23 protein-coding genes are annotated in these 26,122 nt (G+C 52.2%); 9 read left to right on the top strand and 14 right to left on the bottom strand.

The genetic code is table 11. The annotated features are described in order from the left end of the window. Positions 1 to 89: 89 nt before the first annotated feature. The gene (locus LX87_RS07720; protein WP_111627647.1) at positions 90 to 911 is read right to left on the bottom strand and encodes an energy transducer TonB; all 822 of its coding nucleotides are present in this window, start codon (positions 909 to 911) and stop codon (positions 90 to 92) included. A 197-nt stretch (positions 912 to 1,108) separates the two neighbouring features. Between LX87_RS07720 and LX87_RS07715 the strand changes: the two genes are divergently transcribed. Next, entirely contained in the window at positions 1,109 to 2,431 is a 1,323-nt protein-coding gene (locus tag LX87_RS07715; RefSeq protein WP_229310584.1) for a glucoamylase family protein, read from the top strand. 59 nt (positions 2,432 to 2,490) lie between these two features. Here LX87_RS07715 and LX87_RS07710 read toward each other — a convergent pair whose 3' ends face one another. Continuing rightward, the gene (locus LX87_RS07710; RefSeq protein WP_111627645.1) at positions 2,491 to 3,699 is read right to left on the bottom strand and encodes a saccharopine dehydrogenase family protein; all 1,209 of its coding nucleotides are present in this window, start codon (positions 3,697 to 3,699) and stop codon (positions 2,491 to 2,493) included. Between the two features lie 248 nt (positions 3,700 to 3,947). Between LX87_RS07710 and LX87_RS07705 the strand changes: the two genes are divergently transcribed. Together LX87_RS07705 and LX87_RS07700 are read left to right on the top strand one after the other, a co-directional pair. Then, a complete protein-coding gene (locus tag LX87_RS07705; protein ID WP_111627644.1) occupies positions 3,948 to 4,379 on the top strand; it encodes a WapI family immunity protein in 432 nt (143 codons plus the stop codon). A gap of 317 nt (positions 4,380 to 4,696) precedes the next feature. Continuing rightward, a complete protein-coding gene (locus tag LX87_RS07700; RefSeq protein ID WP_170139322.1) occupies positions 4,697 to 5,263 on the top strand; it encodes a TetR/AcrR family transcriptional regulator in 567 nt (188 codons plus the stop codon). A gap of 79 nt (positions 5,264 to 5,342) precedes the next feature. Here the strand turns inward: LX87_RS07700 and LX87_RS07695 are convergent, their stop codons facing one another. Then, on the bottom strand, positions 5,343 to 6,641 hold the full coding sequence (locus LX87_RS07695) for an aminopeptidase P N-terminal domain-containing protein (RefSeq protein ID WP_111627642.1): 1,299 nt from the start codon (positions 6,639 to 6,641) through the stop codon (positions 5,343 to 5,345). A gap of 80 nt (positions 6,642 to 6,721) precedes the next feature. Here LX87_RS07695 and LX87_RS07690 point away from each other — a divergent pair, with 80 nt between their 5' ends. Continuing rightward, the gene (locus tag LX87_RS07690; protein ID WP_111627641.1) at positions 6,722 to 8,260 is read left to right on the top strand and encodes a S8 family serine peptidase; all 1,539 of its coding nucleotides are present in this window, start codon (positions 6,722 to 6,724) and stop codon (positions 8,258 to 8,260) included. A 73-nt stretch (positions 8,261 to 8,333) separates the two neighbouring features. Here LX87_RS07690 and rfaD read toward each other — a convergent pair whose 3' ends face one another. Further along, positions 8,334 to 9,299: an ADP-glyceromanno-heptose 6-epimerase gene (gene rfaD, locus LX87_RS07685; protein WP_111627640.1), complete on the bottom strand. Its 966-nt coding sequence runs from the start codon at positions 9,297 to 9,299 to the stop codon at positions 8,334 to 8,336. A gap of 309 nt (positions 9,300 to 9,608) precedes the next feature. Between rfaD and LX87_RS07680 the strand changes: the two genes are divergently transcribed. Next, complete coding sequence (locus LX87_RS07680) at positions 9,609 to 10,025, top strand: 6-pyruvoyl trahydropterin synthase family protein (RefSeq protein WP_111627639.1); 417 nt, start codon at positions 9,609 to 9,611, stop codon at positions 10,023 to 10,025. Between the two features lie 3 nt (positions 10,026 to 10,028). Further along, positions 10,029 to 11,150, top strand: a complete 1,122-nt coding sequence (gene lpxB / locus LX87_RS07675) for a lipid-A-disaccharide synthase (protein WP_111627638.1) — start codon at positions 10,029 to 10,031, stop codon at positions 11,148 to 11,150. 67 nt (positions 11,151 to 11,217) lie between these two features. Here lpxB and LX87_RS07670 read toward each other — a convergent pair whose 3' ends face one another. From LX87_RS07670 to LX87_RS07650, 5 genes are all read right to left on the bottom strand, one after another. After that, the gene (locus LX87_RS07670; protein ID WP_111627637.1) at positions 11,218 to 11,784 is read right to left on the bottom strand and encodes a 1-acyl-sn-glycerol-3-phosphate acyltransferase; all 567 of its coding nucleotides are present in this window, start codon (positions 11,782 to 11,784) and stop codon (positions 11,218 to 11,220) included. Positions 11,785 to 11,820: 36 nt separating this feature from the next. Then, positions 11,821 to 12,966 (bottom strand): site-2 protease family protein, encoded by a 1,146-nt coding sequence (locus LX87_RS07665; RefSeq protein ID WP_111627636.1) that lies wholly within the window; start codon positions 12,964 to 12,966, stop codon positions 11,821 to 11,823. Continuing rightward, on the bottom strand, positions 12,929 to 13,594 hold the full coding sequence (locus tag LX87_RS07660; RefSeq protein ID WP_111627635.1) for an HAD family hydrolase: 666 nt from the start codon (positions 13,592 to 13,594) through the stop codon (positions 12,929 to 12,931). The genes LX87_RS07665 and LX87_RS07660 overlap by 38 nt, the downstream gene beginning before the upstream one ends. A 10-nt stretch (positions 13,595 to 13,604) precedes the next feature. Next, positions 13,605 to 14,558 (bottom strand): acetyl-CoA carboxylase carboxyltransferase subunit alpha, encoded by a 954-nt coding sequence (locus LX87_RS07655; protein WP_111627634.1) that lies wholly within the window; start codon positions 14,556 to 14,558, stop codon positions 13,605 to 13,607. A 139-nt stretch (positions 14,559 to 14,697) separates the two neighbouring features. After that, positions 14,698 to 16,134 carry an MBL fold metallo-hydrolase RNA specificity domain-containing protein gene (locus LX87_RS07650; protein ID WP_111627633.1) on the bottom strand — a complete coding sequence of 479 codons (1,437 nt, stop codon included), beginning with the start codon at positions 16,132 to 16,134 and terminating at the stop codon, positions 14,698 to 14,700. Between the two features lie 168 nt (positions 16,135 to 16,302). Between LX87_RS07650 and dacB the strand changes: the two genes are divergently transcribed. Next, a complete protein-coding gene (dacB, locus tag LX87_RS07645; protein ID WP_111627632.1) occupies positions 16,303 to 17,817 on the top strand; it encodes a D-alanyl-D-alanine carboxypeptidase/D-alanyl-D-alanine endopeptidase in 1,515 nt (504 codons plus the stop codon). Here dacB and LX87_RS07640 read toward each other — a convergent pair. From LX87_RS07640 to LX87_RS07625, 4 genes are all read right to left on the bottom strand, one after another. After that, positions 17,814 to 18,251, bottom strand: a complete 438-nt coding sequence (locus tag LX87_RS07640; RefSeq protein ID WP_374755114.1) for a response regulator — start codon at positions 18,249 to 18,251, stop codon at positions 17,814 to 17,816. The two genes, dacB and LX87_RS07640, sit on opposite strands and share 4 nt — an antisense overlap. Further along, entirely contained in the window at positions 18,244 to 19,734 is a 1,491-nt protein-coding gene (locus tag LX87_RS07635; protein ID WP_111627630.1) for a sensor histidine kinase, read from the bottom strand. The genes LX87_RS07640 and LX87_RS07635 overlap by 8 nt, the downstream gene beginning before the upstream one ends. Positions 19,735 to 19,848: 114 nt before the next feature. Further along, positions 19,849 to 20,388 (bottom strand): ATP-dependent protease subunit HslV, encoded by a 540-nt coding sequence (hslV, locus tag LX87_RS07630; RefSeq protein WP_111627629.1) that lies wholly within the window; start codon positions 20,386 to 20,388, stop codon positions 19,849 to 19,851. Positions 20,389 to 20,493: 105 nt separating this feature from the next. Then, positions 20,494 to 22,185 carry a pyruvate dehydrogenase complex dihydrolipoamide acetyltransferase gene (locus LX87_RS07625; RefSeq protein WP_111627628.1) on the bottom strand — a complete coding sequence of 564 codons (1,692 nt, stop codon included), beginning with the start codon at positions 22,183 to 22,185 and terminating at the stop codon, positions 20,494 to 20,496. Positions 22,186 to 22,348: 163 nt separating this feature from the next. Here LX87_RS07625 and LX87_RS07620 point away from each other — a divergent pair, with 163 nt between their 5' ends. Together LX87_RS07620 and LX87_RS07615 are read left to right on the top strand one after the other, a co-directional pair. Continuing rightward, positions 22,349 to 24,082, top strand: a complete 1,734-nt coding sequence (locus LX87_RS07620; protein WP_111627627.1) for an FAD-dependent oxidoreductase — start codon at positions 22,349 to 22,351, stop codon at positions 24,080 to 24,082. 67 nt (positions 24,083 to 24,149) lie between these two features. Next, positions 24,150 to 25,127: a metallophosphoesterase family protein gene (locus LX87_RS07615; protein WP_111627626.1), complete on the top strand. Its 978-nt coding sequence runs from the start codon at positions 24,150 to 24,152 to the stop codon at positions 25,125 to 25,127. 57 nt (positions 25,128 to 25,184) lie between these two features. Here the strand turns inward: LX87_RS07615 and LX87_RS07610 are convergent, their stop codons facing one another. Beyond that, positions 25,185 to 25,949: an oxygenase MpaB family protein gene (locus LX87_RS07610; RefSeq protein ID WP_111627625.1), complete on the bottom strand. Its 765-nt coding sequence runs from the start codon at positions 25,947 to 25,949 to the stop codon at positions 25,185 to 25,187. Positions 25,950 to 26,122: the final 173 nt, after the last annotated feature.

Below are 26,122 nucleotides of genomic sequence, written 5' to 3'. Positions count from 1 at the left end.
ACCGCAAAAGTAGAGAAAACCGTCGTTTGCTAACCACAAAAAATCCCCGCCGGTTCCAGACCGGCGGGGTAACCCAACCATCGGGTCCGTTATTCCAGCGTAAACACCACCGGCAACGTAAACTTAACCCGCACCGGGCGACCTCCCTGCTTGCCCGGTTGCCAGGGCGGCATTTTCCGGACTACCCGAAGGGCTTCTTCATCGCAACCAAACCCAATTCCTTTTACCACCGACACATCGACAATACTGCCGTCGGTATTGACGACAAATTGCAGATAAACCCGACCGGAAATATTGGTCCGGGCGGCTGCGGGCGGATAATTCAGGTTTTTTTGCAGAAAATTAGCCATTGCCTTCGGGCCACCCGGAAACTGCGGCTGCTGTTCGACGGTAACGAAAACTTCATCCGGTTTGCGCTCCACCTCGAGTGCCTGCTCCACTGGCGCGGGGCCAACGGTTTCTGCCGGAGCCTCGATGGCGTCAAGCGCGTTTGGATCACCCTCCACCGTTTTGTCGCTGGCTACCCTGTCTTTCAAATCATCGACTGTCGGAACCGTCACCTCATCGGGCGCATCCGTTACCACTTCGGGCGGTAAGCTGCGAATGGTAGGAACCTTTGGCGCAAGTTGTTTCGGAGGAGGTACCACAACGGGCGGTTCTTCTTTCGGTAGTGTTTTAATATCCGTCAGTGTCACGGGCGTCATATACGGCTCCGGCGCTTTCTCTGGCTTCAGCCGGTCATAGAGCGTTGGCGTGACTAAAGTGGCCACAAACAGGGCAATCCCCAACCACAGCGCCCGGTTGGTAATGCGGTTATAAGACCGTCGCAGGTCGTATGCGCCGTACAATTTGTTGCGGTTTTCAAACACAATGTCGTCAAGCGACGCAACCTGAAGCTGTTCGGATGTCATAGCGGTTAAGATTTAATAGTTGATTCAAATATATATAAATAAATTATATATAAAATATACAGCTAATATATTTTGTTATCTAAACTTTATCTTTCGGTACGACTCCGCTTAACCATCAGGTAATCATGCGTTTCAATGGGTTAAAAAAATGGCACGCTGGCCTTTCATTCCGCTTTATGCTCCGAGTGGGGCTATTTATGCTGCTGTTCATTCCTTTTCAACCAGCTGCACAAGCCCAGTTGCGCGGAATTTCCTACTCGAAACGGTTCCTGGACTCCCTGCAACGCGATACGTTTCGTTATTTCTGGGAACTGGGCGACAACCCGCACGGCCTGATTCCAGACCGCCACCCAACCCCTTCTTTTGCGAGCATTGCCGCCACTGGTTTTGGCCTGACGGCTTATCTGGTAGGCGTTGAACGGGGGTATATCAGCCGTCAGCAAGCGGCTGAACGGACTTTAAAAACACTACGGTTTTTTAATTCTGCTCCGCAGTCAGCACAGGAGAAAGGCACAACGGGATACCGCGGTTTTTTCTACCATTTTCTGGACATGAAAACCGGGCATCGCTACAAACAGGTGGAATTATCGACTATCGATACGGCTTTACTGCTGGCCGGTATGCTGAGCAGCCAGTCGTATTTTAATCAGAATACGGCGATGGAAAAAGAAATCCGAACGCTCGTCGACCGGATTTACCGCCGGGTCGACTGGCAGTGGATGCAAGTCCGCAAACCGCTGGTGTCGATGGGCTGGCATCCCGAAAACGGGTTTATCCAATCCGACTGGAAAGGCTACAATGAAGCGATGATTCTGTACATTCTGGCTCTGGCGTCGCCCACTCATCCGGTCAGTTCCGACGCCTGGACCGAGTGGACTTCTACGTACGAATGGCGCGAGTTTCAGCGATTCCCGCACGTCAATTTCGACCCGCTGTTCGGGCATCAGTATTCACACATCTGGATTGATTTTCGGGGCATTCAGGACGCCTACATGCGTCAGAAGGGCATTGATTACTTTGAAAACAGCCGCCGGGCAACACTCGCCAATCGGGCCTACTGCATGGAAAATCCGGGAAAATTCGAGGGGTACGAAGCCGACCTGTGGGGTTTAACCGCCTGCGACGGCCCGAAGGATACCGTCATCAACGGCCAGACTTTCTATTCATACCGTGCGCGTGGGGCCGCAGCAACGCAGGTTGTCGACGACGGCACGATTGCTCCCACCGCAGCCGGGGGCTCCATACCGTTTACGCCGGAAGAAAGCATCCGGACGCTTCAACTGATGAAACACCGGTACGGCAAAAAACTCTACGGTCCTTACGGTTTCAGGGATGCCTTTAACCTCTCCTACCCGGGTCAGTGGTTCGACAACGACTACCTGGGCATCGACAGTGGCCCCATCCTGCTCATGACCGAAAATTACCGCACCAACCTGATCTGGAACCTCATGATGCACAACGCCATCCTTCGTAAAGGCTTGCTGCGCGCCGGATTCCGGGGAGGCTGGTTGAGGAGTTAGGAGTTATTAATTAAGAGTTAAGAGTTGGCTACCGCAGCACAACTCTTAACTCTTAACTCTTAATTCTCAACTGTTAAAGGCTGGTTGACCTGATCCTGAACCGGGAGGCCCTGCTTATTCATTTGTTCGATGAACGGGTCGGGGTCCAGTTGTTCGCAGTTCCAGACACCGGGCTGCATCCAGACGCCTTTCAGCATCAGCATGGCACCGATCATGGCCGGAACGCCTGTGGTGTAGCTAACGGCCTGTCCGCGAACCTCCTTGTAGGTTTCGGCGTGGTCGCAGTTATTCCAGATGAAGTACGTTTTTTCCTGTCCGTCCTTAATCCCCTTAATCTGGCAGCCAATGGAGGTCTGGCCGGTGTAGTTTTCGCCGAGCGTGTCGGGCGCGGGCAATACGGCTTTCAGAAACTCCAGCGGCACAATTTCGGTACCCTGAAATTTAATGGGTTTGATGCTGGTCATGCCGACATTTTCCAGCACCTGCAAATGGGTAATGTACTGCTGCCCGAAGGTCATCCAGAACCGCGCCCGCTTCAGGGTCGGGAAGTGTTTGACCAGTGATTCCAGTTCTTCATGGTAAAGCACGTACGATTCTTTCGGGCCAATACCGGGGTATTCAATCGGTTTATGAATCGACATGGGTTCAATCTCGACCCATTCGCCGTTTTCCCAATACCGTCCGGGCTGGGTTATCTCGCGGATGTTGATTTCGGGATTGAAGTTGGTGGCAAATGCCTTGCCGTGATTCCCGGCGTTGCAGTCAACAATGTCCAGGTAATGCATCTCGTCAAAGTGATGCTTGGCGGCATAGGCCGTAAAAACCTGCGTGGCGCCGGGGTCGAAACCGCAGCCGAGCAGGGCCATCAGACCGGCTTCCTTAAACCGTTCCTGATACGCCCATTGCCAGCTATACTCGAATTTGGCCACATCCTTGGGTTCGTAGTTGGCCGTGTCGAGGTAGTGGACTTTGGTTTCCAGACAAGCCTCCATGATGGTCAAATCCTGGTACGGCAGGGCAACGTTGATCACCAGTTCGGGCTTGAATTGCTTGATCAGGATCACCAGTTCGGCCACAATGTCGGCATCGACCTGCGCCGTTTTGATTTCCACACCGTGCATATCCCGGATTTCGGCGGCAATCTTTTCGCATTTGGAAACCGTCCGGCTCGCCAGCATAATCTCCGTAAAGGTGTCTGCATTCATCGCGCATTTGTGCGCTACGACACTGCCGACTCCACCGGCACCAATAATTAGCACTTTAGCCATTGCGTATGTTCGCGATTTAAGGTTGCCATTCATCAGTCTGATAACACAACTGAATAATGGCAAGAGAGGTTAAACAAATTCGCGCAAAGATAGACAGCCGGGTCACGTCGCGCTAGAAAATAAAAAAAAGATTGTGGGCGGGTCATTTGCTAAAGATTTCCCATAACAGCTAGGACTTCTCCAGGCTAAATCCTATATTTGGTTATTAAGCAGCTAGTTATCTCTCAACTCAACCCTCCCGCAACGTTATGAAACTCAACAGTACAACCGGCTCATTCGAACTCCTCATCAAAGGATACGGCCTCAAGGCCACCAACTGGCGGGAACGCAACAGTCTCCTGTGCGAGCTGTCGACCGAACGCCAGCACGAACGCTGCAAACGTTCGGCTCCGCTGCAAACCTATGAAATCCGGCAGTTGATCAATAACCTGAAACAGCTCTGGAACCGCGCCAGCAACCACGTAACGGTTTCGTTTGCCGAACCGGGTCTGAATATGGAAGCCTCCTCGCTCCCGAACGGAAATTACCATCTGCAAATTCAACTGGATCATTCCCTGACACCGACCTGGCATCCGTATCCCGATTTTCCGTTGCAACTGAATGTGACCCTAACCCGTTTTCAACTACGCGAAGCCATCAGGGATCTGGCCAGACAACTTTCTCTTTTTCCCGAACGGTAAACCGCCTGCAAAAAATGACGGATTGGTCGTTTTGGCATTCCTTCTGCCAGGGGAGTGCTGAAACGACCAATTCCATTTATAAGACAACCGGGATACGGAATTAGTAAGGTTTCATATGTTACCACTTGCTATTTTTTTTTAACTTATTGTAAACTGTTTCTTATTTACTGGCGATTTTTTCACGAATATATGCCTACATTTGTCCAGCTTTAGACACATAAACTACCCAAAATGAACTGTTAACGGGCTTTACCGCCGGTATACGGTTTACGAACAGACGAATGACAGAAGTACGGAAAAGAAATCGTACGCAGACGATGGCACGTTTACTTCAGGCCGTCGGTGAGGTAATTTCAGAACGAGGAGTCAACCGGGTTGGGATTAACGCAGTAGCTGAAAAAGCGGGCGTCAACAAAGTGCTTATTTACCGGTATTTTGGCGGTTGGGAAGGTCTTCTGCAACAGTTTTTGACGGAGGGCAATTTCCTGACTGATTATAATAAGCAGTTTCTGGACACGAATACAGAGGCAGCACCGAGCCCCTGTCAGATCCGGATTGATTACCTGAAGGGTCTGCTTCGCCAATTGAAGAACCACCCACCCGCCCAGGAGATGCTGAAATGGGAAATTAGTAGCCCCAGTTCAGCATTAAGCCAGCAATTGGTGCTCAGTCGCAACGAATCGTACCAAAAGGTCCTCGATAAATTCTTCCAGTCTGATCAGGAAGACCTTAACGCCGTTACTGCCCTCCTGACTTCCGGTATTGCCATGCTCCTTTTGATTGCACCCAGTCAGAAACAATTCATGGACCTCAACTTACAATCCGAAGAAAGTTGGAAACGAATTGAACACGCCATTGGCCGCATTTACAATTCATTGCAGTAACATTCTGTTTTGATTGTCGAAGATAAACGATTGAACTTACCCAGACCATTCAACCGCTTATCTTCGACAATCAAAAATACTATTGTTTATTCATCAGGTCCTCGATTTCTTCGATTTCCACCGGAATGGAAGCCATGAGATCGATGTTGCCGTCTTCCGTAATCAGGATGTTGTTTTCGAGCCGGATGCCCAGTCCCTCCTGGCGTATATAGATTCCCGGTTCGCACGTAAAAACCATGCCTGGTTCAAATTTCCGGTATTTGTTTCCAACATCGTGCACATCCAGCCCCAGGAAGTGCGAGGTGCCGTGCATGAAATACTTCCGGTACAAGGGGGCATCGGGGTCCTGTTTTGCTACTTCGTTGCGGTCGAGCAGGCCCAGGCCGATCAGTTCGGATTCCATAATCTTCCCCACTTCCTTGTGGTACTCATCCCACAGGTTGCCCGGCACCAGCATCTTTTTTGCCTCTTTCATAACGTTCAGGACGGCCTGGTACACGGCTTTCTGCCGCTCCGTAAACCGTCCGCTCACGGGCAGACTGCGGGTCAGGTCGGCGTTGTAATTACCGTATTCGGCTGCTACATCCAGCAGAATCACCTGTCCATCCTGGCATTGCTGGTTGTTCTGAAGGTAGTGTAGCACGCAGGCGTTGGCTCCTGTGGCAATGATGGGTTCGTAGGCAAACCCGCGCGACCGCTGCCGGACAAATTCATGCAGCAATTCGGCTTCAATTTCGTACTCCCAAACGCCCGGTTTGATAAAGCCCAGCAACCGCCGAAAACCGTCTTCCGTAATCCGGATGGCTTCCTTCAGCAGCGTCACTTCTTCCGGTTGTTTGATGGCGCGCAGGTAGTGCATCAGGGGCGCCAGCCGTTCGTAGCGGTGCAGCGGGTACTTCTCCTTAAACTGCCGGATGTTGCGAACGTCGCGCGTTTCAACCTCCGACGAATTGCGGGTGTGTTCGTTGGTATTCAGATAAATATGTTCTGCTTCAAACACCATCTGAATAAAAATCCGCTCGAACTCGTGGGTCCAGAAAATCGTTTTCCGGGAAATGCCCGACGTTTGTTCGGCTTCTTCTTTGGTGAGTTTATGGCCCTCCCAGATTTCAATCAGTTCGCTGGTTTCGCGCAGAAACAGGACTTCCCGAAACCGTTCGTCCGGATGATCAGGAAAAAGCACCAGAATGGTTTCCTCCTGATCGACGCCAGACAGGTAGAAAAGGTCGTTGTTCTGCCGGAATCCCATTGTGCCGTCGGCATTCGTCGGCATACTATCGTTGGCATGCAGCACCACCACCGATTTGGGCTTCAGTAATTCCGCCAGTCGCCGGCGGTTTCGGATAAACAATTCGTTGCTAATGGACGTATACTTCATAGGGTTACTATTTCAAAAGCCGTGCGGTAATCTGACGATCATTTAGTACTTTAATGCCTAAAATTGACGCTTTCGTTTCAATGAAAAAAATTGTTTTGCTTCTTTTTGGGATAATAATCGGCTGGGCCGGTACCGCAAACGCCCAATCCAAGTACTGGATCACGCTGAAGGACAAGCCGTCTGCCGGTCAACCCTCCCTTTCTCTCCGCACCCTTGCCAATCGACAGTCGCTGGGCCTCTCCATTGACGAAACCGACCTGCCCCTCAATCCGGCTTACCTGCAAGCCCTGGCGACGGAAGGCATTCGTCCTTTGCACCAGTCGCGCTGGCTCAATGCCGTCTCGGCCCAACTGACACCCGCGCAAATGCAGCAGGTCAAAGCCTTACCGTTTGTGAAAGAACTGGTTCCGCTTGATCAAAATATTGTCATTAACAGCATCGACCACGATGTAACCAAAACCCTGATGGCGCCGGTCATGTCGCAGATTCAGGCAGATGTTTTCGGTCGAGCGGGTATCTCGGCCAAAAATGTAACCATCGGCGTCATTGATGCCGGTTATTTCGGGGCCGATTCAGCCAGCGCTCTGAAGCATATTTTTCAGCGCAACGGAATTAAAGCCATTCGGGATTATGTCAATCCGGGTCGGGCACGCGACGCTTTTTTTGGTTCGCTCGAAACCCTCTCCGACTTCCACGGTACCGAAGTAATGGCAGCTATTGCGGGCCACGATCCAAACGAAAATATTCAGTACGGTCTGGCAACCGAAGCGACCTTTTACCTGGCCCGCACCGACCACGGTGCCCGCGAATTCCGGGGCGAAGAAGACAACTGGGTGGCTGCGATGGAGTGGCTGGATAGTCTGGGCGTGCGCATCATCAACACCTCACTCGGTTACGCCAAAGGCTTTACGAACCCGAAAGAAAACTACCAGCCCAGCCAGATGGACGGCCACACGAGCCTGATCAGCAAAGCCGCGCAACTGGCCGCCGATAAAAAAGGCATTCTGGTGATTGTGTCGGCCGGTAATGAGGGTGACGACCGTTCGTGGCGCATCATCTCCACCCCCGCCGACGCGCAGGGCGTGCTGGCCGTTGGCGCTACCAACCATAAAATCTGGAACCGCATTGGTTACAGCAGCATTGGCCCCGAATTTTTGCCCTACCTGAAGCCCAATGTCTCCTGCTTCTCGTTGTATGGCACGTCGCTTTCTGCGCCCGTAATCACCGGTTTTGCGGCCTGTCTGATGCAGGCGAATCCGAATCTGACCAACAAAGAGCTAATCAGCATCATCGAAAAATCCTCGCATCTGTATCCGTACGGTAATAATTACATCGGCTACGGTGTGCCTCAGGCTTCGCGGGCGCTGGCAATGGCGAAAGGTCAGTCGACGGCTTCAACGGCTCGGTCCATTAAAGTTTCCGGCAAGACCTACTCCTTACCCTTGGCCGAGTATGCCGATGCCTCGGTATCGGTTTTTCACAAGAAAGACGAATTTCGGGTGTTGCAGCAGGAAGCCATGCGGGTTCAGAATGGCGCGCTAGTCCTGCGTCGAAACCACGACGAAAAGCGCACGACGGTCGATTTAAAGAAAGAAGTAATCGAAATTATCTGGCAATAAGGATTTCCCAAAAACGTCTAGCCCGTTTGTCTTTGCCTAAGACAAACGGGCTAGACGTTTTTAATACGGTATATTACAGGTACTTGCCCGGAACCAGGTAGTTTTTCACGTAATCGGTGATGCCTTCTTCCAGCGACTGAAACGATTGCGTATAACCGATGGAACGCAGTTTGCTCATGGAAGCCTGCGTATAGTACTGGTACTTGTCACGGATATCTTCGGGGGTGTCGACGAATTCGATCTGGGGCGTTACGCCCATCGCCACAAACGTATTATTGGCCAGATCCAGAAAGGTGCGGGCTTTGCCGCTGCCAAGGTTATAGATGCCCGAATTCCGGCGGTGATGCATCAAAAACAGACAAACGTCCACCACATCCTTTACGTAGATAAAATCGCGCATCTGTTCGCCATCTGCAAAATTAGGATTATGTGACCGAAACAGCTTCATGGTGCCTTTTACCTTGATCTGGCAGTAGGCGTGGTAAATGACCGATGCCATGCGGCTTTTGTGGTATTCGTTCGGACCGTAAACATTGAAGAATTTCAGCCCGGCCCAGAAAAACGGATGCCGCTCCTGCTCCAGCACCCATTTATCAAAATCATTTTTTGAATCGCCGTACGGATTGAGCGGTTTCAGCTGCGGAATCAACGATTCATTGTCATCATACCCCAGTTCGCCCAGGCCGTAGGTAGCCGCCGAAGAAGCGTACACCAGCGGAATCTGGTAGTCGATGCACTTTTGCCAGATTTTTTTCGAATATTCGACATTAAGGTGTTCGAAGATACTCCGGTCGAACTCGGTCGTATCAGTCCGGGCACCAATATGGAATAAAAATTCAATCTCGTGGTAATTGTCATCGAGCCAACTGAAAAACTCCTCGCGGTCGACCCGTTCCAGGATGCGTTTCCCTTCCAGGTTAGCCTGCTTTTCTTCCCTTGAAAAATCATCAACGGCAATGATGGCATTGAAGTTTTCCTGATTCAATCGTGAGATCAGACAGCTTCCAATGAAGCCGGTTGCGCCCGTAACAATTATCATATTTGGTAGAAATTGAACAACGATTCTTTTAGGTTAGATCAATTTTGTATAATCTTTCTTATAAACTGGTTGTAAAGTTAGACTATTTCGTTACACCAACCTATCCACCATTTAATGAAAAAATAGGATTATTTTCATTTTAACTTCGCAGACGGCTACTTAAAACAAGCCGTCCGTATATCTGGTCGGACCTTATAATCCCGTTGAATTTGGATTTTTATTAACGCTCCGAAGACCGTAATTTTGTAATCAGACAAGAGCAGGCAACGGCCTGCCGAAAATGATGCATCGCTCCGGCGGTGGTATGTAATGGTATACGTTAGCAGAAAAGAACACTTCAACGCGGCTCACCGGCTCTTCAACCCGGCCTGGTCGGACGAAAAGAATAAAGAAGTTTTTGGCGCCTGCGCCAATGTAAACGGCCACGGCCATAATTTTGAATTGATTGTAACCGTCAAGGGGCAGCCCCATCCGGACACGGGTTTTGTGATCGACCTCAAAGTACTGGGCGATCTGGTAAAAGAGGAAATTATCGATAAAGTCGATCATAAGAATCTCAACGTAGATGTCGACTTTATGCAGGGAAAAATGGCCAGTTGCGAGGTATTTATCGTCCAGATCTGGAACATCTTGGAACGCGCGCTCGCCAGAATTTCCGACGCCCGGCTGCACCAGGTTCGACTCTACGAAACCCCTAAAAACTACGTGGATTATTACGGGGAATAAACGATGATGTATTACCTGATTGCCGGTGAACGCTCCGGCGACCTCCACGGCGGAAACCTGATTAAAGCCATTCGGCAGCACGACTCCGATGCCCGCTTTCGGGCCTGGGGCGGTGAGCAGATGGAAGAAGCCGGGGCCACGCTGGTCCGCCATTACCGCGAAATGGCGTTTATGGGTTTTCTGGAGGTTGTTCAGAACCTGGGAACCATCCGGCGGAATCTGCGCGACTGCCAGCAGGACCTGCTCGCCACCCGGCCCGACGTGCTGATTCTGATCGACTATGCCGGTTTTAATCTGCGCATGGCCCGGTTTGCCAAAAAACACGGTATTCAGGTTTTCTACTACATCTCGCCCAAAGTCTGGGCCTGGAATCAGAAAAGGGCGCTGAAAATTAAGGCGGTGGTGGATCGGATGTTCGTTATTTTCCCGTTTGAGGTCGGGTTTTACACCCAATTCGATTACAACGTCGATTACGTGGGCAATCCGTTGATGGACGCCATTGCCGCTTTCCGGCCCGACCCGGGTTTTCGTGAAAAATACCGGCTGAGCGATAAACCCGTCATTGCGCTCCTGCCCGGCAGCCGTCGGCAGGAAGTGGTCCAGATGCTGCCCGCCATGCTGGAAACCGTTCGCCATTTCCCGGATTACCAGTTCGTCGTTTCTGGCGTCAGCAACCTGCCGGAATCGCTGTACAAAACGGCCATGACCACCAGCCCCGATCTACCCATCGTGGTTGACGATGCCTATAACCTTCTGGCCGTTGCCGATGCGGCCTTGGTCACCTCTGGTACGGCTACGCTGGAAACCGCCTTATTGAACACGCCGGAAGTGGTGTGCTATAAAACGTCGTGGATATCGTTCGAGGTCGCCAAACGCCTGATTGCCGTTTCTTACATTTCGCTGGTCAATCTGATTCTGGACCGGGAGGCCGTGAAGGAACTGACACAGCACCTGTTGACAACGGAGAACCTTATTCGTGAATTGGGTAAAATCCTACCGGGAGGCTCCAGCCACGCGCGTCAGCAGGCCGACTATGCCGAATTGCGGGAAAAAGTAGGCGGGCCGGGGGCATCCGACCGGGCGGGCCAGCTGATGGTCCAGTATCTCCGTACCGGCAAACGGTAGCCCACACGACTCCATCATTGAAGTGCTTTCTGAAGCATCTCACTGACCTTCATCCGCAGGTATTACATCAGGAGATTAAACCCGTTTGCTCATACCGTTTCAGCCACGTTTTCTTCTTGCCCTGAAGCTGGCTGAAAAACTCGTAAATGGGGCGCATATCTTCCTCGTAATTACCGGTAACATACACGGGGTCACTCAGAAAAATCGTTTTACGCGGATAATCGAACCCCGTCAGAATGAGCGGCACGTTGGCTTTCAGGGCAATGTAGTAAAAGCCGGTTTTGAGTCGTTCGACATCGGAGCGGGTGCCTTCGGGCAGAATACAGACGTGCAGGTATTCATTTTGATTAAGCACATCGGCCATCGCATCGACGAGGTTATTGGAACGGCTGCGATCGACCGGTTTGCCGCCCAGAATCCGGAACAGCCAACCGGCATACCAGGTAAAAAGCTCTTTCTTCGCCAGATACTGAATCCAGATACGGGTTGTGGCCCTTCCACCCAGCCCCACCGGAAAATCCCAGTTGGTCATATGCGGAGCCAGTACCCAAATGGCTTTAGGCACCGTCGGAACCGGGCCAACGAGTTTCCAGCCAGCCAGTTTATAAAGCCACCGGGCGATTGCATTGAACATACGCGTCAGTAACAGGTTAGCCTATCGGCTTCGGGGTTAGGAAAAAATAAACGGTTTCGGGCTGAAACAGAGAACAAAAATAAGCAGTGCGAGCCAGCCGAGAATAACCCGCCCGGTGCCCAGTGGCTCATCATCTTCTGTTTCAGGATGATAAACACCCAGAAATCGGCCCAGAATCAGGACAAATAACAAAAATCCGGGGTAGCCTTCCACCGTTGGAAAAAAGAACGATACCAGAAACTGCCCGGCCACCACACTCAATGCCAGTATCAGCGTGGTCATGCGGTTGTCACTGATGCTCCGGAAGCTGGTAAACAACCCGAGTACGTACAAACCGAGATAGCCCAGTTCATTGACAAAATCACGGTCCTTGGGAACCATAAAATCCGTCGGCTTGATGAAGCCCAAACCCGCATAAAACGCGAAAGCGACGAACAGAACCGGCGCTACCGTCCGAAAAGCCCGACGACCGATGAGGCTATAGAGCACGTGGCCGCCGTCCAGTTGTCCAATCGGAATCAGGTTAAGCGCCGTGAAAAACAGGGCGAAATAACCCGCCATCAGATACGGGTAATGAATCATCTCGTAAGGATGCGGCAGCCGGGCCGGATCGGCTACGTAGGTCTTGAAAAACCAGAAAATCAGGTTGTCGCCCAGACTCATTACACTATCCGGCGGCAGATTCTTGTAGACATTCTCGCCAAATGCCAGACCGTATTGCCGGTATTCGGGGTGGATTGTAAAGATATGCTCCGGGGGTGGCAGATGCGTAAAACCGTACCACAGTACGATCAGGGCCAGCACAAACCCCGCCAGCGGCCCCGCAATGCCGATGTCGAAAAACTTTTTACGGCTGTTGATGAAATCCTGAATCCGGATAAATGCCCCCAGCGTACCGAGCGTTTGCCCGATTCCGAACCAGAGCGGGATGTAATACGGCAAGGTAACCCGGACGTGATGGTAACGGGCCGTAAGGAAATGCCCGAATTCGTGCACCGTCAGAATCGCCAGAAAGGGAATGGAATAATGCAGTCCATCCCAGAATTCGGGCCAGCCAATACCGTGTTCCAGATCCAGAAAAAAACGACCGTACATCCATTCCGCACCAGCCGCGGTCGTCGAAAACAGGGTAAGGACAAAAAGGCTAGCTTGAATGAGGTACGTCCTCGTTTGTGGATTCATCGCGCAGATAATCAAGAATCGTCAGGGGCGGCTGCACCTGCACCGCCTGAATACCTAACTCGGCAGCCGCCCGGATGTTATGCGGATTGTCGTCCAGAAACAGGGTTTCTTCCGCTTTCAGCCCTGACGTATTTAGCACGTACTGGTAAATTTCCGGCGACGGTTTAGCCAGTTTTACCTCGTACGAATAATATACCCGCTCGAACAGGTCCTCGAGCACTGGCTGTCCGAGTTCGGCAAAAATTTTATTGACTTTGGCAATGTGAATGGCGCTGGTATTACTCAGCAAAAACAGCCGGTATTGGCCATGAAGCTCCTGGATGCGCTGGACCCGTTCGATGGGCAAATCGAGCAATACGGTATTCCAGGCGGTGTCGATCACCTCGTCGGCCCAGGTATCATTTTTCAGTAGTTGGCGAACGTGCTGTCGAAAACCAGCGTCGTCGATCAGGCCCGTTTCGTATTGCAGCGTCAGGCCGTGTTCGCGCCAGAGTGATTCCACTTCGTCTTCGCTCAAGCCCGAAAGCACCGCAAAATTTCGGATGGGACCCCGTAGATCAATGGGAATGATTACGTCGCCGAGGTCGAAAATAATGTTTTTAATACCGGATTTTAAGACACCTGCCATCGATTATTCATTATTCAAGTACGACACCCATTGCGCAGAATTTCTCGATCCGCTGATCGATCCGTTCTTCGGGCGTTAATTTAGTTAACTCAGCGAGTGTGTCGATGATGGTCTTTTTAATCCGTTGGGCCATTTCAGCATGATCGGTATGCGCACCGCCCTGAGGTTCTTCAATAATACCGTCCACGAGTTTGTTTTTCTCCATATCGCGGGCCGTTACTTTCATGGCTTCGGCAGCCTGTTCCTTATAATCCCAGCTACGCCAGAGAATGGTCGAACAGTTTTCGGGCGAAATCACCGAGTACCAGGTATTTTCGAGCATCAGGACCCGGTCACCGATTCCGATGCCGAGCGCACCGCCCGACGCCCCTTCGCCAATCACTATGCAGATAACCGGCACCTGAAGCATGAACATCTCTTTCAGGTTACGGGCAATAGCCTCACCCTGACCACGTTCTTCGGCTTCCAGACCCGGATACGCACCCGGCGTGTCGATCATCGTCACGATGGGCTTGTTGAATTTTTCGGCCAGTTTCATTAACCGCAGTGCCTTCCGGTAGCCTTCCGGATTGGCCATCCCGAAGTTACGCTGCTGGCGTTGCTTGGTATTGCGCCCCTTCTGCTGACCGATCAGCATCACCGTCTGACCGTCCATTTCCACAAAACCACCCACCATCGCCGGATCATCCCGAACGGTGCGGTCGCCGTGGAGTTCAATAAACTGTTCGCTCATCAAGGCGATATAATCGAGCGTGTAGGGCCGGTCGGGGTGGCGGGAAAGCTGTACGCGCTGCCAGCGGGTAAGATTGTCAAAAATCTCCTTGCGGAGTTTTTCAATGCTGACTTCCAGCGACGCAACAGCTTCAGTAACATCTACGTTACTGGTTTCGGCCAGTTTTTTCATTTCGACCAGTCGTACTTCTAAATCAGCGATGGGTTTTTCGAAATCCAAATACGTCCTCATCCAAAGTTAGGTTGAGTTACCAATGATTTGACGTGAAATCCGCTCCCTTCCAAAAGTGAATGTAAGCGAAAACCGACGACTGGTAACTTTTTTCAGTTGGCAAAGTTAGCGGAAAATCCGGTTCAGCAACCTTCTCAGGTTATAACTCGTACTGCTGACCCTTCGCCGGGATCTCTACCTGATTAAATCCTTCTTCCTGTAAGGTCTGCTGAAAAGCCACCATACTCGGATAATCTCCATGGACCAGAAAGATTTTTTTAAGTCGGTCGGGCGACTGGTGTTTCACAAAACGGACCAGGTCATCGCGGTCGCCGTGTCCGCTGAACACGTCGGTGCGTTCGACTTTGGCCAGAACCGGTTCTTCCTTATCCTTGATCGAGATCGTTGGCTGACCGTTCAGCAGCCGCCACCCCAGCGTACCCTCGGCGCAGTAGCCGATAATCAGAATGGTACAGTACGGATTGCTGATGTTGGCCGCTACGTGCTGTTCGACGCGCCCGCCTTGTACCATACCCGACGACGAGATGATGATGCAGGGCTGGTTGTAATTGGAAACCTCCCGACTGGCTTTTGAACTTTCCAGGTATTCGAAATTGGCAAAGTCGAACAACGACTCGTTTTCGTCGTAATATTCCTTGGCTTCCCGGTTCAGCATCCGCAGATTTTTCTGGTAAACCTTCGTGCTTTCCAGCGCCAGCGGACTGTCGGAGAATACTTTAATATTCGGGAAGCCCTGTTCGGTATACAGCCGATTGAGCGTATACAGCAGCGCCTGCGTACGGCCTACCGAAAATGACGGGATAATCAGCCGCCCCGGAATGTCGATGCACGTCCGTTTGATCACGTCAGCCAGCACAGATTCCGGCGTTTGTGTATCAATGTGCAGCCGGTTGCCGTACGTTGATTCGCAAATCAGGTAATCGACCGGCGGCATGGGTTCGGGATCGGTCAGCAGCGGGTAATTGCGCCGTCCGATGTCGCCCGAAAAACCAATGCTTTTTTTCTCGCCGTTTTCGTACACGTTGATCACAATGTGGGCCGCCCCGAGTAAATGCCCGGCCGGAATAAACGTGACATCCACGCCGTCGGCCAGCTTAAACTTCCGGTTGTATTGAATCGGCACCACATTGTCCATCGATTCGCGGACTTGTTTTTCCAGAAACAAGTCTTTTTGCAACGAGACAAATTTCTTCTGGACCTTCTGCTTTTTGCTTTTCCCCATCTCGCTGAGTCGCCGGGAATTGAGCGAAGCCGCGTCCTGCAACAGCAGGTTGGTAAGCGAAAAGGTAGGGTCGGTACACAAAACCTGACCTTCGTAGCCTTCCCGGTACAGATTCGGAATATTACCGCTATGGTCGATGTGGGCGTGGGTCAGCAGAACAACATTGATCGTGGATGCCTCGAACGGGAAAAAACCGGTATCCAATTTAGGAGATTCGTCCTCCTGGCCGTTCGAGCCGGCTTTTTTATCCATATCTGCCCCGCAATCAATCAGAATCCGGTAATTATCCTCGGTTTCTAACAGAAACATACTACCGGTTACCTGACGGCTTGCCCCCCAAAATGTTAACTTCATTCGATTCAGTTATGCCTAAAATACCTGATTATCACGATTCTGTAGCTTCAAAGGACGCTACAAATCTTTATTATTTTGTTAGAACAACAGAAAAGGGCTTTAAATTCTATCTATTTTTGCAAAGCTACAAATCCGCTTTCATATTCTATCAGTACTTTTCGTACTTCCATGCACCGGTCCTTCACCTGTCTGTTAAGTTGTTTTTTACTAATTGCTCAGGTTAGTCACTCCCGTCCCTGTACGGATTCGCTGGCGCTGCAACGGCTCCAAAATACCGTTCATCAATTGCAGACGAGTCCGTTGGTTCGCAACGGAACGGCGGCTCTCTCGGTACGACGCGTGCGGGATGGCGTGGTCCTGCTGGATTATAACGCCCAGATGAGCCTCCCCTCGGCCTCAACGCTGAAACTGGCTACCACCGCCACCGCCCTGGCCGTGGTGGGCGACAATTACACGTACCGCACGACGCTGGAATACGACGGAACAATCCGGGATAGTGTGCTGAACGGGAATCTATACATCCGGGGTTCGGGTGACCCCTCACTGGGAAGCAACCGCTTCGCCGAGTTTGCCGACGCCCCCACCCTGCTCCGGACCTGGACAGAAATGGTGCAAAGTGCCGGTATCAAACAAATTGGCGGGGCGGTGATTGGGGATGCCACGGCCATCCGGTCGCTGCCGGTGCCCGATACCTGGGTTTGGGGCGATATGGGCAACTACTACGGCGCGGGTGTTTCCGGCCTGAACTTCAACGAAAACCTATACCGGGCGGTGTTTAAACCCGCCAGAATCGTGGGCCAACCCGCTCCGCTGCTCCGCACGGAACCCGCTACGCCGTTTCTCCGGCTTCAGAATAATGTTCGAACCGGCCCCAGGGGCTCGGGCGATGAAGTGATTATTTACAATGCGCCTTTCACGACGCAGGTATTTCTGGAAGGAACCGTTCCGACCGGGGTGAGCGAATTCGGAGTAAAAGGCTCACTGCCGGACCCGTCTTTTTTTACGGCATTCGCCCTGCACGAACAACTCGCCAGGGTGGGCATTACGGTCAGTAATCCACCCCAGGCCATCGGACCGGGCCGAAATCCGGAAATTGCCATTGCGCCGGGCGGCAAACGTACGCAACTTCACCTGCATACGTCGGTTCCGCTGGCCGAACTGGCCCGGCTGACCAATCACCAGAGCATCAATTTATACGCGGAGTCGCTGCTGCTGCTGGCCGGTAACGCACTGGCCCAGGCGCCGGTAACCACCGAACAGGCCATTCAGCACCTGGTGCGGTTCTGGCAGAGCAAAGGAGTTGATCTGAGCGGTTTCCGGCCTAAAGACGGCAGCGGTCTGTCGCCCATTGGAGCCGTGACAGCGGCCAGTTTGTCGGGTATTCTGGCGGCCATGTCAAAGGAGAAAAGCTTCCTCCCGTTTTACGACAGCATTCCGGTCGTGGGCGAATCCGGCACGGTGAAAAGTCTGGGACGCGGTACGGCAGCAGCAGGAAATGTTCGGGCCAAAAGCGGCACCATTGAGGGCGTTCGGGCGTATGCCGGTTATGCTACGTCGGTCGACGGTGAGCTCCTGAGCTTTACCCTGCTGGTCAATAAATACCAGCCGGGTTCGCTAAAAGGCGTCATGAGTTACCTGGAACAACTCATGGCGGAACTAACCGCCCTGAAAGCCAACGACTAAATGTTCCGCCAGGTTGAGTACGGGCGACCGCTTACTTTAACGACGTTGAACCAGTATTCACCGATCGTTTGCGTAATATCCATCAGTTTTTTAAACGATGCCGGTTTGGTAATGAAGCTGTTGGCACCCCACAGGTACGAATTATCGATGTCGATGCTGGCGTCGGACGTCGTTAGTACCACTACAGGAATATGCCGCAGGTCGCGATCGGCTTTAATTTCCTGCAGGGCTTCACGGCCGTCTTTGCGCGGCATGTTCAGATCCAGCAGAATCAACTCCGGCAGAGGATGCTCAGCACGCTCGTAACGGCCTGTACGACGCAGAAACTCCATGAGTTCCTCGCCATCCTCCACCACATTCATTTCGGTTACAGGAAATTGCTGGCGAAAGGCTTCACGCGTCAGGAAGCGGTCGTCTTCGTCGTCATCAGCCAAGAGAATATGTACTGGTTTCGTGGATTGCTGCATTGTCATGAACAGATAGGGTCTGTTTTTCGGGTAAAATAATAATAAAGGTTGTACCGACACCGGGTTGGCTCTGGGCCGTAATCAGGCCTTTATGATAGCTGACAATCCGCTTGCAGATGGCCAGTCCGATGCCCGTTCCTTCGTAGGTGTTCTTGCCGTGTAGGCGTTGAAAAATCTTAAAAATATGGTCAATGTACTTTTCATTGAAACCAATTCCATTATCCCTGACGGTTATCTTATAATATTTTTTACCGGGAATTAGTTCTTCATACCCCTCTCCCTCCATGGTCTCTCCGGTAATTTTTATCAACGGTACCTGATCCGGTTTGGTAAACTTCAGGGCGTTCGAGATTAGGTTCGAAAAAAGATGATCCATCTGACTCTGGACCGCTTCAATTTCGGCTAACGTATCCATCTCAAACGCAGCGCCGACCGCCTTAATGGTAATCTCCTGATCACTCAGCACTCCCTCCAGAACCTCCGACAACCGAACCCGCTGGAACGGCTCCTTCTTGCTGGAAATTCGCGAAAAATTAAGCAAATCCTTGATCATTTTCGACATTCGCTCGGCCGACTGGAGGATTTTACTGAGATAAACCGTCGCTTCGGGCCGAAGGTCACTGCCATACCGGTCGCGCAGCAGATAACCAAACGACTGGATTTTTCGGAGCGGTTCCTGCATGTCATGCGAGGCCACAAAGGCAAACCGCTCGAGTTCTTCGTTGGATATTTCCAGCAACTGAATCTTCTCCCGCAACTCATCTTCATAAGCCCGCAGCTGATCTTCGGTTGACTGCCTCGTATTCAATTCATTCTCAAGAACATTGTAAGAAAGAATGAGCGTAACAGCCATTAAAAGCGTTACCGTAAAAATGCCGACAAGCGTGTTCCAGAAGTAGGCGGTAGCAGACTTTGAATAAATATTGAACCGGTTCTGCTCCAGTTTGTTCATCGCTCTGAGTTGGTCGCGTACACGGTCCATCCGGCTTATTCCGAGCATCATGTACGTCCGGGCGATGGAAAGGGGCAGCTTCTTTTTAACGGCATCGACCTGCTGGCTGGCCATCTCAATCTTCATATCGATTCGTTTCGATAGCGAATCGAGGTTCCGGAGTTGATCCGGCCTGTCGGCTAGCAATTTGTTGAGCGAATCCAGTTCGGTTGGAAACTGAGGCAACGCATTTTCATACGCTTTCAGATAAATAGGGTCGCCCGAAGAAGCTAAAAAGCCCCGCTCCCCGGTTTCGACCTCTGTAATAAGCGACAAAATACGCCCCAGCCGGTTAATCACCTCCTGACTGTGCTTGATCTGATCGCTCGCTTTCCGGTACTGATTATAGGTGTATAACGTCAGTCCAAGCGCCACGACAATCAAGGCCAAAGCCACTCCAAATCCAATAATAATCCGCTTTTTAACGGTTTTTGGTAAAACTGATCGCAAACCCTTCATATAAAACAGCTGGCCAGTTTCTAAAGCATGGTTTCGGTTTCTACGCTGCCGTATTTCGGCAACAATAGTGTGCCCCGCCGGATCCTGAAAACTAAAACAAAATAGGATTAATCGCTACCGAATGGTTTCAACCACCAGGTTATGGTTGGTATAGATGCAAATATCAGCCGCAATATGCAAACTTTCCCGCACCATTTCTTCCGCCGTTAATTGGGGAGCGTGCTTTTTTAAGGCAACGGCCGCCGACTGCGCGAACATACTGCCCGACCCGATAGCCGCAATCTGATGGTCGGGTTCGAGCACATCGCCCGTACCGGAAATCACCAGCAAATCTTCTTTGGAGGCCACAATCAGCATCGCTTCGAGCCGGCGCAGATACCGGTCCGTCCGCCATTCTTTAGCCAGTTCAATAGCCGCCCGTTTCAGGTTTCCGCCGTAGGCGTTGAGTTTTTCTTCAAACCGTTCGATCAGCGTGAAGGCATCGGCGGTGGATCCGGCGAAACCCGCCAGCACTTTGCCGTTCATCAGGCTCCTGACTTTCCGTACATTACTTTTTGCAATCGTATTGCCCATGGTGGCCTGTCCATCGGCACCAAGCGCAATTTCGCCGTTGTGCAGAATACCAACGACGGTCGTGGCGTGAATTTTTTGCATTCGTTCTATTATCAATGGATAAGGTTTAACACCTGACAGCCAAAAACCGAAATTCGATCTCCGGGTCTGTCAGGCATTAAACCTTAAACGAAAAAAACTAGCTTTTTATACCAGCATACCGAATGGATTTTCCAGCAAGCCCTTGAAGGTTTGCAGGAAAGCCGCACCCGTAGCGCCGTCAACCGTCCGGTGGTCGCACGAAAGCGTCACCTTCATTACATTCGTCGGCTTGGCTACATCGCCTTCAAACTTAACGGTCTGTTTAATCGCGCCCACGGCCATGATACACGAATCCGGCGGGTTGATGATGGCCGTAAATTCGTCGATGCCAAACATACCAAGGTTTGAGATCGAGAACGTGCTGCCTTCCCAGTCTTTCGGCTGGAGCTTTTTATCTTTCGCTTTTCCAGCCAGGTCTTTCACTTCGGCCGAAATGGTCGACAACGTTTTCTGGTCAGCGTTCCGAATCACCGGCACGAGCAGCCCTTCGTCAACGGCCACGGCCACACCGATGTTGACGTAGCTGTACCGCCGGATTTTGTCGCCCAGCCATGAGGAGTTCACCGCCGGGTGTTTTTTCAGCGCCAAGGCTGCGGCTTTCAGTACAAAATCGTTAAACGATACTTTTACCGAACTGACTTCGTTGACTTTGCCACGCAGTTCCATTGCCTTGTCCATGTTGATTTCCATGGTCAGGTAGAAATGCGGAGCGGTAAACAGGCTTTCCGACAGACGGCGGGCAATGGTTTTCCGCATCTGGCTGACCGGAATATCTTCGTAGTCGCCGTAGGTGGCCGGTGCGGGTTGAGCCGCTGGCGCTGCGGGTGCCGGAGCAGCCGGTTTTTCGGCGGGAGCGGATGCCGGAGCCGGTTTGGCCGCAGGCTGGAAGGTTTCCACATCCCGTTTCACAATCCGTCCTTCAGGACCGGAGCCCTGCACCTCGGCCAGATTCACCCCTTTTTCTTTGGCAATCTGTTTCGCCAACGGAGAGGCCAGCACCCGGTCGTGGCCGTTGGTGCCTGCGGTTTCTGCCGGAGCCGATTGGGCGGCCGGTTGAGCCTCCGCCGGGGCGGCTTCAGCCTGTGGAGCCGCTGCGGATTGGCCTCCGCCTTGCAGTAACACTTTGAAATCGGTGCCTTTTTCGCCCACCACCGCGATGACTTCATCCACGGCGACGGCGCTGCCTTCTTTCACACCGATGTAGAGCAAGGTTCCTTCCTCATACGCTTCCAGGTCCATCGTGGCTTTGTCGGTTTCGACTTCGGCCAGTACATCGCCGGACTTAACGGTGTCGCCTTCTTTTTTATGCCAGGCCACAATGGTGCCTTCGGTCATCGTATCGCTCATTTTCGGCATCCGAATCACCGTCGCGTTGACGTTGGCAGCCGGAGCGGCCGAAACAGCTTTCGGATCGGGCGTCTGGCTGGTTGCCTGTCCGGGTTGCGCACCGTTCGGGCTGGGAGCCGGAGCGGCCGGTTTTTCGGCGGGAGCAGATGCCTGGGATTCAGAAGACCCGTTGGAGGAATCACCGCCCTCCAGCAAACCCTTATAATCTTCGCCAGCTTTCCCGACCACAGCAATAATGCCGTCGATGGGTACAGCCTGGCCTTTCTCAACACCAATGTATAACAACGTCCCTTCGTCGTACGCTTCCAGATCCATTGTCGCCTTATCGGTTTCGACCTCGGCCAGCACGTCGCCCGACTTGACGGTGTCGCCCACTTTCTTATGCCATTCAGCGATGACACCTTCGGTCATGGTGTCGCTCATCTTGGGCATTCGGATTAATTCTGCCATATGCGGTTTTGTGCAAGTATATCAGTAGTTCTACTTCGAGTGTCCAAAATTAGAAGAAAGCGGGGAAAGTTGGTTAACCTGACGCGAAGTTTCCACTTATCCGCTTTGATTTGCAAATTGCCGCCGAATCATCACCCACCCTTTATTTTCCGGTATTGACCGTATGAATCGAAGAAATTTTCTTGAATCCGTTACCCTGGGCAGTGCAGCTGCCTCCGCTTTCTCACCAGTTTTCTCAAGTCCGGCCCAGGCCGAATCCCGTTGGGTTGCTCCGTCTAAAGGTAGTAACGAATTTTCGGCGGATGTGGTTATTGCGGGCGGTGGACTAGGCGGGTGCGCTGCGGCTCTGGCGGCTTTACGGTCTGGCTTACGGGTTATTTTAACGGAAGAAACCGACTGGATTGGCGGACAAATCAGCCAGCAGGGCGTTCCGCCCGACGAACATCAATGGATTGAAACCCACGGCGCCACCCGGCTCTACCGGACGTATCGCACGGCGGTTCGGGAGTACTACATCCGGAATTATCCGCTCACCGACGAAGCCCGAAACCGTCAGTACCTGAATCCCGGCGACGGGGCGGTTTCGCGCCTGTGTCACGAACCCTGCGTGGCCGTGGCGGTTTTGCAGGATATGCTCGGCCCTTACCAGAGTTCGCAGCAGTTGACGGTATTGCTTGAACACAAGGTGATCAGCGCCGATACAACCGGCGACCGCGTACGGGCCCTGAAAGCCGTCAGTTTTCGCAGCGGCAAAGAAATCGTGCTGACGGCCCCCTATTTTGTGGATGCGACCGAACTGGGCGATCTGCTGCCCCTGACCAAAACCGAGTTTGTCACCGGCACGGAATCCAAAAAAGAAACCGGCGAACTACACGCGCCCGACCAGGCCGATCCGACTAACCAGCAGTCGTTTACGATGTGCTTTGCAATGGATTACGTGCCGACTCTCCGGAACAAACCCGTTCAGCATCTGATCGAAAAACCAAAAGAATACGATTTCTGGCGCAATCTGGTCCCGAAACTTACCCCGGCCTGGTCCGGCAAGCTGCTCGACCTTTCCTACTCGAATCCATCAACGCTGGAACCCAAAAAGCTCGGTTTTCACCCGGAAGGCATCGCCACCGGATCCATGCTCAACCTGTGGAATTACCGGCGGCTGATCAGCAAGAACAACTTTAAACCCGGTACTTTCCTCAGCGATATTACCGTTGTCAACTGGCCGCAGAACGATTACATGCTGGGCAATCTGGTGGGTGTCAGCGAGAAGGAATTCAAAAAACACGTCGAACGGGCCAAACAGCTCAGCCTGTCGCTGTTCTACTGGCTCCAAACCGAAGCGCCCCGCCCGGATGGGGGTCAGGGCTGGCCCGGTCTGCGGCTACGCCCCGATATTATGGGCACGGAAGACGGGATGGCCAAATATCCGTACGTTCGGGAGTCGCGCCGGATCAAGGCGGTTTTTACGGTTTTGGAAGAACACGTTGGGGCGGCCAACCGGGCCATGATCACGGGCCAGCAGTCGGGCAACAAAGCCGCCGATTTTTACGACAGCGTGGGCACCGGCTATTACCACATTGATTTACACCCGAGCAGTGGCGGCAACAATTATATCGACTTTGCCTCCCTGCCTTTTCAAATCCCGCTGGGGGCCTTGCTCCCCAAACGAATGGAAAATCTGCTCCCCGCCAACAAAAACATCGGTACCACCCATATTACCAACGGCTGTTACCGTCTGCATCCGGTCGAATGGAGCATTGGCGAAGCCGTTGGCCAACTGGTTGCTTTTGCGCTCGACAAAAACGTGATCCCGCGCGCCGTTCGGGAGAAAAAACCGTTGCTGGAAGAATTTCAGAACCTGGTTCGCAAACACGGCATCGAAACCCAGTGGCCGAAGTAAAAAGCAAGTCCGGGTAACGAAATCCGACCTGTTCCACCTTCCTAAACACTTTAACCTTTTAAAATCTATGATTTCAAGACGTCAATTGCTGCAATCGGGATTGGTGTTATCGACGATCCAGCCAGCGACAGCAAAACAATCTGACAGTTTGTTGCAATCTTTTTCCGTTGATCAGCAACGGGTTCGGTTGTATAGCAAGTCTGTAAATCAGCCGGTTAAACTCCTGTTTGTTTCTGACACCCACCTTTGGCGCGATGATGCCCGGGGAACGTCTTTTGCAGAGTACAGCGGACGCATGGCAAAAGCCTACAACGCGACCAAACATTTTTTAACTCAGGAACCGACCAACCCGGAAAAAGAATTTCAGGCGGCCCTGACGCTGGCGAAAAAAGAAAACGTGGACCTGCTGGCCCTGATTGGCGACATCGTTAGCTTCCCATCCGAGGCTGCCATAAACTGGGTGCAGGAGCAACTGAAAGATTTTCCCATTCCTTATGTCTACACGGCCGGGAATCACGACTGGCATTATGAAGGGATGGAAGGAAGTCTGCGGACCTTACGCGCTAGCTGGATTGAAAAACGGCTCAAACCGCTTTATCAGGGGCGTAATCCCCTCCTGGATGTTCAGAATGTGCAGGGCGTGCAGATCATCACCCTGGACAACTCTATTTATGAGATCGAAGAACAACAATTGGCCGGGGTAGAGAAGGCACTGGCTACGGGCAAACCGTGCGTGCTGATGATGCACATCCCGCTCTATGCGCCTGGCCGAAGCATAGGCTACGGGTGCGGACATCCGCAATGGGGATGGGAAACCGACAAAAATTATACGATTGAGCGCCGGGAGCGCTGGCCCAAAACAGGCCATACCAGGGTGACGCAACGCTTCTATCAAAAGGTCATTGACGCGCCCAATCTGCTCGGGGTTTTTGCCGGTCATGTTCACCGTCCGGGCGTGGATGCCATCCAGGGGAAGCCCCAGGTTGTTAGCGAAGCCAATGCCACGGGAGGTTATCTGGTAATCGAAATCCTGCCAACTGTGTAAGAGCAAACGGCTTCGGATGCTCAACCTTCGTAATCATTCAGAAGCGGTTTTTCCGGATCATCCCAGGGTTTTATCCAGTTCCCGTATCTGCTGAAGGTAGGCCGTGGGCAACAGAATTCGTTGCGTCAGAGCCCGCAACTGAAGCCGTTCCAGCACTTTATAAAGCCACATCATCGACGCCAGCAGCGGTCGGTTGGGTAAGTTCAACCGGCTGCTAACGGCTTCGGGCACCAGCAGAGACTGGGCCTGCAACAACAAACCGTAGCGCCAGTTGCCTAATTCCTCCCGATACCGCGTAAACAGCTTATCGGTAAACGGACTGTGTACCAAATCCCGGTCCAGGTGAGCCTGCCGATCCACTTTCCATTCCTGATAGGTTTGCGGTAACTCCGGAATTCCCATTCCCTCGCCTACCCGCCGGAACGTATCAAAAACCTCCTCCCGTTCCGGGGCTGTCAGGGGGCGATGCAACAGTTGAAAGGCCCGTTCCGAGTAATCAATCAGCATATATAATACGTCGCGATAGGCCCAATCCGGAATTCGGGAACCCCGGCTTTTTTCCACCCCCCCGTGAATGGCCCGCATCCGGTTAATACTCCCTACGGCTTTTTCGTAGGGCATGAACACAATCTCCTGGGCATACTTGACGGTCGAAAACAAACGACCAATGGGATCGGCGGGCAGTTTGCCGGTGAAAAACAGCCAGTCAACGGCCCGGTTCAAGGCAAACTCAGCCGCTCCGCCCGCAAAAATGAGCAAAATCACATCGGCATCCCCCCATATTTTCCGCACAATGGAATCTTCACGAACAAAATAACGCATACCCAAATTCTTGAATTTTAAGTCAACAGACGGTATTGCTGGCCAATACCCAATTGGAAAACAACCCCTTAGCACTTTTCGATCAGTCTACAGGATAAGAAAGCCTGAACTCCCCCAGGTCTATGTTGAGAAGCTGACCGCTTTCATTTTATTTTGCGTCTTTACTGCATCAA

Origin of the sequence: Larkinella arboricola, assembly GCF_003259745.1 — a bacterium.
GTDB lineage: Bacteria > Bacteroidota > Bacteroidia > Cytophagales > Spirosomataceae > Larkinella > Larkinella arboricola.
This window is presented reverse-complemented; position numbering and strand designations above follow the sequence as displayed.